At 47.2% G+C, this 11,187-nt stretch carries 7 protein-coding genes; 4 read left to right on the top strand and 3 right to left on the bottom strand.

The features are described from left to right. Nucleotides 1-63 precede the first annotated feature (63 nt). The 3 genes from metH to A3750_RS16260 all read left to right on the top strand — a co-directional run bounded on the left by metH (nt 64) and on the right by A3750_RS16260 (nt 6,053). Nucleotides 64-3,756 carry a methionine synthase gene (gene metH / locus A3750_RS16270; protein ID WP_068465953.1) on the top strand — a complete coding sequence of 1,231 codons (3,693 nt, stop codon included), beginning with the start codon at nt 64-66 and terminating at the stop codon, nt 3,754-3,756. Nucleotides 3,757-3,925: 169 nt separating this feature from the next. After that, on the top strand, nt 3,926-5,587 hold the full coding sequence (locus A3750_RS16265; RefSeq protein ID WP_068455729.1) for a nitrite/sulfite reductase: 1,662 nt from the start codon (nt 3,926-3,928) through the stop codon (nt 5,585-5,587). Continuing rightward, on the top strand, nt 5,571-6,053 hold the full coding sequence (locus A3750_RS16260; protein WP_068455726.1) for a DUF934 domain-containing protein: 483 nt from the start codon (nt 5,571-5,573) through the stop codon (nt 6,051-6,053). Before A3750_RS16265 ends, A3750_RS16260 begins: the two co-directional genes overlap by 17 nt. A gap of 40 nt (nt 6,054-6,093) precedes the next feature. Here A3750_RS16260 and A3750_RS16255 read toward each other — a convergent pair whose 3' ends face one another. The 3 genes from A3750_RS16255 to A3750_RS16245 all read right to left on the bottom strand — a co-directional run bounded on the left by A3750_RS16255 (nt 6,094) and on the right by A3750_RS16245 (nt 10,073). Next, a complete protein-coding gene (locus A3750_RS16255; RefSeq protein ID WP_068455722.1) occupies nt 6,094-7,671 on the bottom strand; it encodes a sulfotransferase in 1,578 nt (525 codons plus the stop codon). Between the two features lie 110 nt (nt 7,672-7,781). Then, nucleotides 7,782-8,918: an HD domain-containing phosphohydrolase gene (locus A3750_RS16250; protein WP_068455719.1), complete on the bottom strand. Its 1,137-nt coding sequence runs from the start codon at nt 8,916-8,918 to the stop codon at nt 7,782-7,784. Nucleotides 8,919-9,188: 270 nt separating this feature from the next. After that, entirely contained in the window at nt 9,189-10,073 is an 885-nt protein-coding gene (locus A3750_RS16245) for a hypothetical protein (protein ID WP_068455716.1), read from the bottom strand. A gap of 125 nt (nt 10,074-10,198) precedes the next feature. Between A3750_RS16245 and A3750_RS16240 the strand changes: the two genes are divergently transcribed. Next, nucleotides 10,199-11,187: SDR family oxidoreductase (locus tag A3750_RS16240; RefSeq protein ID WP_068548448.1), on the top strand; the 989-nt coding region annotated here is incomplete at its 3' end.

Below are 11,187 nucleotides of genomic sequence, written 5' to 3'. Positions count from 1 at the left end.
TCACTCGTTAAACAAAGCGCGAAAGCGGCAGCCTGCCGGAATATTTCATTAAAAGGTAAATCCATGACAGATAAAGCATTACGTACCGAAGCCCTCCTAAAGGCAATAGAGGAACGCATCCTCATTCTTGATGGCGCTATGGGTACGATGATTCAGAGATTAGGTTTTTCTGAAGAGGATTACCGAGGTACACGCTTCGCGGATATCGAACAAGACGTCAAAGGCAACAATGACCTTTTGTGTCTGACTCAAGCAGATGCGATTGCGCGCATCCATCGTGAATATCTTGATGCTGGTGCAGACATCATTGAAACCAACACCTTTAACTCCACAAAGGTATCGCAGGCCGACTATAACATGGAAGAGCTAGTCTACGAGCTCAACTATGAAGCCGCCCGAATTGCGCGGGAAGAGGCTGACAAAAAAACCGCCGAGACGCCAGATCGGCCTAGATTCGTTGCAGGGGCCGTCGGCCCAACCTCTAGAACCGCATCAATCAGCCCGGACGTAAACAATCCCGGTTATCGTAATGTCACCTTCGAAGAACTCTATGATAACTATTATGAAGCCGTAAAAGGCCTTGCCGAGGGTGGGTCCGACATCATTCTGATCGAGACGATCTTCGACACGCTGAATGCTAAAGCGGCGATATATGCTACCGAGCAGTTTTTCATAGACGAAGGCTACGCGCTGCCGATCATGATTTCCGGAACAATTACTGACGCATCAGGCAGAACGTTATCAGGGCAAACAGCCGAAGCGTTTCTCTACTCGGTACAGCACTGCAAGCCATTAAGCATAGGCTTCAACTGCGCTCTAGGTGCCGACGCATTAAGGCCTTACATCGAAGAGCTTTCAGAGAAAGCGAACTGTTATGTTAGCGCACACCCTAATGCTGGCCTGCCCAACGAATTTGGTGAGTACGACCAGACCGACGAAGAGATGGCGGCAATCGTCGAAACCTTTGCACAAAGCAATTCCATCAACATTATCGGCGGCTGTTGTGGCTCAACACCGGAGCACATCGCCGCAATTGCCCGACACGTTAGCAAGTACCCTGCTCGCAAGATCCCAACGATTGAACCGAAAGTTCGGCTATCAGGCCTTGAAGCTTTCGTTGCAGATGAGAACACGCTGTTCATTAATGTCGGTGAGCGCACCAACGTCACAGGCTCGCGACGCTTTTTGCGTCTGATAAAAGACGAGCAGTTTGACGAAGCCTTAGATGTCGCACGAGATCAAGTCGAGAATGGCGCACAGATTATCGATATCAACATGGATGAAGGCATGCTGGAATCCGCCAGCGCAATGGCCACCTTCCTCAATCTAATCGCATCTGAGCCGGACATCTCTCGCGTACCGATCATGGTGGATTCTTCGAAGTGGGAGGTGATTGAAAAAGGACTTCGTCATATTCAAGGCAAAGCCGTAGTGAACTCAATTAGCCTAAAGGAAGGCGAAGAACAGTTCGTCAAACACGCCAAGGCCTGCATGCGTTATGGAGCAGCCGTTGTCGTGATGGCCTTTGATGAACAAGGCCAGGCAGACACCTTTGAGCGAAAAATTGAGATCTGTAAACGCTCCTATGATGTGCTCGTGGGGCTTGGTATGCCACCGTCAGATATTATCTTTGATCCAAACATCTTCGCTGTCGCTACCGGAATTGATGAGCACAACAATTACGCAGTCGACTTCATTGAAGCAACCCGATGGATTAAAGAAAACCTCCCCCACGCGAACATTTCAGGCGGCGTGAGCAACGTGTCATTCTCATTCCGCGGCAATGACGCAGTGCGCGAAGCCATCCATTCTGTATTTTTATACCACGCGATTAAAGCTGGCATGAACATGGGTATCGTGAATCCTGGCCAGCTCGTCATTTATGATGAAATCGACCCGGAATTGAAAGAGCGCGTTGAAGACGTGGTCATGAATACGCGAGACGATGCCACAGACCGACTACTTGAAATAGCGGATAAATTTAAAGGCACTGGCGGAGAAAAGCAGGTTGAAAATCTGGAATGGCGGGAGCTACCTGTCAATAAGCGCCTAGAACATGCTTTGGTGAAAGGCATCACTACATTTATTGTCGACGATACAGAAGAAGCGCGACAACAAGCCGCCCGTCCAATCGAAGTGATTGAAGGCCCATTAATGGATGGCATGAACGTCGTTGGGGACCTATTTGGCGCCGGCAAGATGTTCCTTCCACAAGTAGTTAAAAGCGCTCGCGTAATGAAACAGGCGGTTGCTCACCTGATACCCTATATCGAAGCAGAGAAAAGCGGCAAAGCACAATCCAAGGGCAAGATTCTAATGGCGACCGCTAAGGGCGACGTGCACGACATTGGCAAAAATATCGTGGGCGTTGTCCTTCAATGCAACAATTACGAAGTCATCGATTTAGGTGTCATGGTTCCTGCAGACAAAATCATAGCGGCGGCAAAGGAGCACAATGTCGATGTTATCGGCGTTAGTGGATTAATCACGCCGTCACTCGACGAAATGGTCCATGTCGCAAAAGAAATGCAACGCGATGGCCTGAACGTCCCGCTTATGATTGGCGGCGCGACAACGTCTAAAGCGCACACAGCGGTTAAGATTGAGCCCGTTTATGAAAATAATATTGTGGTATATGTAACGGACGCTTCTCGCTCAGTCAGTATTGCAACAACACTGCTAAGCGAAGGCCAAAGCGAGCAATTTGCCAAAGATATCCGCGAAGAATACGAAACCATCCGCGAGCGACGTAAAAACCGCGTTAGCCAAAAATCACTGCTAAGCTACGACAAAGCGTGCGCAAATAAAGCGGCTATTAACTGGGAAGGCTATCAACCCCCGAAACCGACATTTCTTGGATCGAAGGTTTTTGAGAACTACCCGCTCGAAACATTGGTTGAGTACATCGACTGGACACCCTTTTTCATCTCCTGGGATCTTGTCGGCAAATATCCAAAGATCCTGAGTGATGCAACCATTGGCGAAGCAGCAACAAACTTATTCAACGATGCCCAAGAAATACTAAAACAAATGCTTGCGGACCCTCGTATAACGGCAAACGGGGTAATTGGTTTCTGGCCGGCCGCATCGATTACAGACGACAGCATCGTACTGTTCACAGACGAAAACCGCTCGGAAGAGCTTACTCGTCTCCATCATTTGCGCCAACAAAACGATCTGCCTGGGAAACCAAATCTCTCGCTTGCCGATTTTGTAGCGCCATGCGAAAAAAGCATTCATGATTACGTTGGTGGCTTTGCGGTCACCGCGGGATTAGGTGCTGAAGAACTGGCAAAGGAATATCAGGACGCAGGTGACGACTACAATTCGATCATGGTCAAAGCGCTTGCTGACCGGTTAGCTGAGGCATTTGCCGAGCATATGCATGAGCGTGTTCGAAAAGAGTTCTGGGGCTACGCCAAAGACGAGGCTTTGGACAATAACAGCCTAATCAAAGAAAAGTATGTTGGAATCAGGCCTGCTCCGGGATACCCCGCCTGTCCTGACCACACAGAAAAAGAGACGCTATTTGAGCTTCTCGATGCGACAAACAATGCAGGCATGAAGCTCACTGAACATTTTGCGATGACACCTGCTGCATCGGTCTCAGGCTTTTACTTTTCACACCCAGAGTCCAAATACTTCAATGTGGGTAAAGTCATGCGTGATCAGGTAACCGCTTATGCTAAACGCAAAAATATGGGTCTTGCTGAATGCGAGAAATGGCTATCTCCGGTATTAAATTACGACACCTAGAAGACAGGCTAGAGATAATTCTATATCAGAATATATATATGATTTTTTATCAGTTTTGATGCTTAAACAAAGCTGATAAACTGCGCGCTTCAAAAATGGAGCAAGATGTAAACTTAGTGAGCGTGCCGCAGGCTCCGTTTTTCACATTGAATCAGGGCAGAAAACAAGTATGTATATTTACGACGACCTAGACTCGAAAATAGTCAAAGATCGTGTAGCGCAATTCAAAGATCAAACCGAACGATACTTCGCCGGTGAACTAGCTGCAGACGAGTACCTTCCTTTAAGACTTCAAAACGGACTGTATGTTCAGCGCCATGCGCCGATGCTACGTGTTGCGATTCCCTACGGAATGTTGAACAGTAAACAAGTTCGCAAACTAGCTGAGCTATCAAGAGACTTTGATAAGGGCTATGTGCATTTCACAACACGTCAAAATGTTCAGTTTAACTGGCCCGAAATCGCCGATGTGCCAGAAATGCTCTCACAATTGGCCAACGTTGATATGCACGCCATTCAAACGAGTGGCAACTGTATTCGTAACACAACAACCGACCAATTTGCTGGTGCTATCGCAGATGAAGTTGTCGATCCTCGTCCCTATTGCGAGATCATCCGCCAGTGGTCAACGTTTCACCCAGAGTTCGCGTTTCTGCCCCGTAAATTTAAAATCGCCGTAAATGCTTGTCCGAGTGCAGATCGCGCAGCTATTGCGGTTCATGATATTGGTTTGGAGCTTATCAAAAACGACACTGGTGAAATCGGCTTTCGCGTCCTTGTGGGCGGAGGTTTGGGTCGAACACCAATTATTGGCTCAGAGATCAATAGCTTTTTGCCTGAGAAAGATCTACTGACTTACCTCGAAGCCATTTTACGTGTTTATAACCGTCACGGCCGACGAGACAACAAGTACAAAGCGCGGATCAAAATACTCGTTAAAGCAATAACACCCGCGGTATTTAAAGAGAAAGTGGACGCTGAGTGGGAACACATTCGCAACTCAGAAATGCAACTCACTGCCGCTGAAATTGATCGTGTTAAAAGCTTTTTTACCGAGCCTGCATACGAAACACTTCCGCGTGAAGGCGCTGAGCTCCGTAAAGCGTTAGCCGAATCAACAGGCTTTGCAAATTGGATCAAGCGCTGCACCGACGAGCACAAAGTAGATGGCTATCGAATTGTGACGCTTACACTTAAGAAAACCGGCATCCCTCCCGGTGACGTCACCGATGGCCAGCTGGATATCATCGCTGATTTGGCTGATCGTTACAGCTTTGGTGAAATTCGCGTCACGCACGACCAAAACCTTGTTTTGGCAGATGTAAAAGAAGCAGAGCTATACGCACTGTGGAAAGAGGCGCAATCTGCCGGTTTCGCAACACCAAACCTTGGCATGTTGACCGATATCATCTGCTGTCCGGGCGGTGATTTCTGTGGTTTGGCAAACGCCAAATCGATTCCGGTTGCAGAGCAGATTCAGCTTGAGTTTGAAGATCTGGATTACCTTTACGACCTCGGGGAGTTAGAACTTAACATATCGGGCTGCATGAACGCCTGCGGCCATCACCACGTTGGCAATATCGGCATCCTCGGAGTTGATAAGCGCGGAGAAGAGTTCTACCAAGTCTCTCTTGGCGGTGACTCTGGTCGAGACGCATCGATTGGCAAGATTCTCGGCCCGTCTTTTGCCCGCAAGGACATGCCTTCGGTCATTAGAAAAATCATTGATGTGTTTGTAGAAAAACGTCAAGAAGACGAGTTATTTATCGACACTTATAATCGAGTAGGAATGGATCCATTTAAGGAGCGCGTATATGCCAAAGCTAATTAATCTCGAAAGCGCTATCGACAATACTTGGCAGATTTTAGAGAAGGACTTTGAGGGCTCACCTACGCCGAACTCACTCGTACCCATGAGCTACTTTATTGCGAATGCGGATGCAGTCTTAGCAAACGGAGACATTGGCGTATGGCTTGATAGCGACGACCAACCTGAAGATCTTCCGGCCGAAGCATCAACACTCCCATTAATCGCAGTAAACTTTCCCAAGTTCATTGATGGTCGCGGTTATTCCATTGCGCGATTTGTCCGAGAGCGCCTAAGCTACGAGGGAGACTTGCGTGCCATAGGTGATGTACTTTTGGATCAACTCTTCTTTTATAAACGCTGTGGGTTTAGCAGCTTCCTGCTACGCGACGAGATTGACACTGAAAGAGCCCTAGCGGCATTTGGTGATTTCGGAGAGGTATACCAAGCAGCGAACGACCAACCAAAACCACTATTTCTGCGGAGATAGCTAGGCCTCTGACAGAGTTGAGTTGTTAAATAAGGGCGCCCTAAAGGCGCCCTTCTCCACTTTTAAGCACGTCAATTAATGGTGCAAGCTGCTTCTCGAAAGGCTTTGATGCCTTAACGGCATCTTTGTAGATGGGTTGACGAACCTGAGCGATAGACGCAGTGCGCACTGCACGCTTGTTTTTATGGAACATCAAACAAGCGCTTTCCATCTCCAAATCACAGTAGTCGAGCAAGCGCTGAATCTCACTTTCAGAATCTGAGACCATTCTCTCGTAATTTGCGTCGTAGATCCGGCCAGGGAAGGTATCAACTAACGTCGCCATTAGCTGCTCGTAGAGGTTGTAATACATTCCGAGCTCTCGCAGCTCATTCTTATACGAATGTGTTCCGGCAAAGTTCTGTTTGTAAATAGAGAAACACGTTTCAAGAGGATCACGGGTACAGTGAATAATCTTAGCCTCGGGCAAAGCCGCAGCAATAAACCCCGCCATCATATAGTTGTAAGGCATCTTATCAGTAAAAAACTCGGGCAAGTTATTGCCTCGCTGGGCCTGCATCGCTCTCACCTGAGACAAATAGTTTACAAACGCTCTCTGCGCAGCCTCTGCGCGAACTCCAGCATCAGCCGAGCTCATCACTACTTCCGTTTCACGCTGAAAGCACTCACTCAAGACCTGTAACTCACCCTCCGCACCAACACGCGAGTGGCTTGATAAGATCTGCTCAACGAGCGTTGTACCCGATCGAGGCATTCCCAGAATGAAGATCGGTGCCGCTCCGTCTTTGACCTTGGGCAAACTCTCGCACGCCCCTAAGAACGGACCACTGAGTGCTTCGATAATCTTAGAGAACACATCTTGCATCTCAGAATGTGCATAGTGATAGCGAGAGCGATTAATCGTGTTGCCCATCTGAAGGTACTTGAAGCTCTTTTCAGCGTCTCCCTTCCTGTCGTAGTACATGCTCACAACGTAAGCGATGTTCATCTTCGCATCTTCGTTCAAGCCGCGTTGACGCAAGCGCTGCTCGTACTGCGGAACAATTTCTTCAAGCAACGCTTGCTTCTTACCCTTACCATGAACAATCAGATTTCTAACAACACCGACTTGACCAGGATTAGCACGCAATGCCTTTTCGAAGTATCTGTAGGCCTTATCACCCTCACTTAGACGGCTGAGACACATACCCTTAAAATTTAGTAGCTGCGCATTTTGAGGCTGTTTTTTTAGCAAGGCATTCACTAACGCCAACGCCGCTTCCTCTTTATGAACAGCAATCAAAATACCAACGTACTGTGCCGACAAGGCCATGTCATCCGGTGACTCTTCGAGCAATAGACGGACCCATTTTTCAGCAAATACATTTTCCCCGAGCTGAGAGGCAACATTTACCGCCTGCTTAATCAGAGCGGTATCTTGGGGCATGTTGTCGATCGCTAAGGCAAACAGAGGGAGCGCCTCACGCGCTCTTTTCGTTTGAACCAGCACCATTGCAAGTCTCGCATTAACAATGGGATTCTCAGGCTCTAAACTGGTTAAAGATCTATAGAGTGCTTCCGCTTCACGATATTTTCCTTGCTGATGAAGCTGACTTGCTCGGTTGAATTGTTCTTGCATGACTTCCCTTAAAATACAGCGGGCAATTTGGTGTAGAGGACGGAGAGAACCGTATCATGCTTTGGAAGATAAAAACGCGGAGCCGGCCACATCGCCGGCGTATTAGCAACTCAAATAAACAAACTAAACGGTCTTGGTTTAGTAAGCGTGGCTAACAGAGTTTTGAGCGTAATATTGAGCTGGGATATGGCAGCACTTCTACTTGAGGGGAGCACTTCCTGAGCTTCTTTTAGCAAACGTTGCGTAGGTTCAAGAAAGTCTGGAAGCGCCTCCATGCACAATCTAGCCTCATTGAGACACTCATCGTCTAACACATTCAAAAGGCCACTTTCGTTCATTAAAAGATCTAGCTTCTTGATACGAGAGCGCAACAAACGCACACTGCGGTAGTGCTCAGCACTAACCAACTCTCCGCTAAGGCTAACAGCTTCACGCACAAAGCTGGCAAGCAGCGCAACCTGCTCGGCAAGACGCTCTTTATTGACTGGAGCCGAGTGGTCCAAGTCCAATCGCAAAGCTGCTGCTTTGAGCAAGCTATAGGCCGCTCCATTGACCCGCTTAAAGAACATCGTACTTGCCAACTTTAACGGGGAACGACAATCAAAAAGACTATCAAAACCATCGCGCTTCATTACCAAATCACTGACTTGATTCGCGACCACCAAAATTTGCATCTCAAGGTTTAACTGCTGCTCGCCAATATTATGAGGGTAACCTGTCCCATCTTCGTTGGCGTGGTGATGCAACACAAGCTCAGCGACTAAGGTATCATCTGATATGGCTTCTTCGAGCAGACTATACGCAACCAAAGCGTGACTTTTTTGACCATCCACGCTTTCTGGCCCTTTGATCGCACCAACACGTTCCCGCATCAAAGAAAAGTAATCACCGATACGATAATCATCCATATAAAGACCAATATCCTGTGTCAACCCGGCATAGAACAGCGCCCTCTTTCGACGATCTTCAACATCGAGCTGATCCGCGATTAACACGCTAAATATCGAGCAAAATAAACCTTTCTCAAAATCCATCATAGAGTTGGCGTTTAGGCGAGACAACGCCTCCATCACCGCAGGATAATGCTCAAGGTTTGAGCAATAATGTCCAACTCTTGGCCAAAACTCGTCGTGAGACTCAATAAGAGCATTCAACGGATCGTAAAACGAAACAAAGCCACGTGCAGACTCTACTATCGCAGTAGCATTCATGGTGAGGGTTGGCTGGATATGCTTTTTCGTACCCATGTTGTGTAATGGTCTCCAAGACATCAGCCGGCTGGGCCGACTCACGAAAACACGTTCTGATGATGGTAAAGTCGCAAAAAAACAATCAAACGAAGCGACAACTATCTCTTAACTTTAGAAGAGATTTTGAGGAGTACAAAAGCTTACTTAGAGCAATTCGTCACAAGATATAAAGATTAATTTCTGAATATTCATAAGTGCAGAGGACGCCTGAAATAGCAAATAAAAATGGGCGCAAAAGCGCCCATTAAAACGATATAACGAATTGGATTATTCGATCATTAAGGCATTAGGATCAACAACACCTGGATTGCTCTTTAAAACCACTGAGCCTGAATTATCAACACTGGCCTGACCAATGATAGGTTGAATCGCTAAGTTGCGCTGATCTTGAGAAACCTGCTCTGGCTTGGCCTCTTTCTGACGTTGAACTAACAACTCTTGATTAAGCGCAGTTATTTCTTTGCGCAAGCGCCCTAGCTCATTATTCGAATTAGACAGCTGACCTTTGACTGAAGCAAGCCGTTGCGTTGCAGCAGTTCTTGCGCTCTCAGCTTCTTCCAAAGCGACAGCCAATCTGTCTACCTCTGCCCGCGTATCTTTTTGACGTTTAACAATTGCATTGTACGCAGCGCTGCGCTGACCCAACTCTTTCACTTTACCGTTTAGGGTGCTTTGAAGAGTACGCGCTTTTTTCTGCGATTCAGCCAAGCGCATCTCAAGCTCAGAAACCAGCTGAGAGCTGCTTGAGAACTCTTCTTCAATCAATGCGATTTTTTGCTTCTGTGTATCAATAATTTGCTCGGCAATACCAAGCTGCGATGCAGTGTCACCCTTAACCTGCTCTAGAAATCGTGTGCGCTTTTGAGCTGAAGTCAATTGGTCATTTAACTCTGCGATCGAATTCGATTTTAAAGAAACATCTGATTCTAGCTCTGCTATCAATGCACTTTTTGCCGACAACTCAAGCTCAAGCGCATTTTTTTCCAACGTTGTGTTCGTTAAGACACCCGCTGAAACCGCAAAGCCAATTGAGGCCACGCCCAGCATCGCTAATCTGAATTTACTTTGTTTTTTAAGGTGCGCTACCCACTCATTCGCCAACGCTTCGCTATTTTCAACGCTAACACTAGGCTCTACTTCTTTGTCAGTCATCACCGTTCACCCAAATGACACTCAGATCCATCTGTTAATTAAATGTGAAAAAGTTCAAAATACCATTCCTTAAAGACTAGCACGTCCGCCCTGTTTGGCTAACTTAATCATCTAAAAGTAGAACTATGAACGATTTTTACACCCGCATCGCTCAATCTGACATTGGCAAAAGCATTTTCGACGGCATCGGGCTACCAAGCCCGCCAAAGCTAAAGCGCTCGCCCGAGGTTTCTTTAGAGCAACCCAGAGGTCGCATTCTTGTTGCCGGAGCACTCAATGCAACAGCAATGCGCAGAACACTGTCTGAACTATCCAGCACCGATGCAAACATCTCTATGCCTTTTTGGGATGAAGCGTCGTCAGCCGCTCTATTTTCAAAACACAATGCAGCAAGTCAAAAGAAGATCGAGCAGATCAGCTTCAATCAAGTTTCTAATCACAAATTCAAAGCACTGATCTTTGATGCCACAGGCATTAACGCTATTGAACAATTAAAGACACTGTATGTTTTCTTTCATCATGCACTCAAACACTTAAAACTTGGCGGCCGAGTAATCTTGATCTCCAAAGCAGAAGAAAATTGTAACGAGAAGGAGCAGCTCGCCTGCATTGAGGCTATTAGAAGCTTTACCCGTTCAATTGCCAAAGAGATCGGTAACAAGGGAGCCAATGCAAACCTTTTGGAGTTAGAAAAAGGCGCAGAAAAGAACATTATCAGCCCTCTTTCCTTTTTGCTTTCACGCAAATCTTCTTATGTGACTGGCCAGTCGTTAGTGTTACGCAATGCAAAACAACTCCCCCCTAATTGGCATAAACCGCTAAAAGGAAAAACGGCGCTAGTGACAGGCGCAGCATTTGGGATTGGCTCTGAAACGGCCCGAGTATTGGCTCGTGACGGAGCCGTCGTCGTCTGTCTCGACATCCCTGCTAACCAAGCAGCTCTCACCCAGTTTGCTTCAAACATTGGCGGGCATGCGATAGCACTCGATCTCATGGCGGACAATGCCGTGAATGAACTGATTCAAACACTCACATCGCAACTCGGCGTATTGGACATTGTCATCCACAATGCCGGCATTACACGAGACAAAACGCTCAGAAAAATGAGCGCTGA

The organism is Oleiphilus sp. HI0079, assembly GCF_001635105.1.
Note: the sequence above shows the minus strand (reverse complement) of the source record. Positions and strands in the feature narration are given on the sequence as shown.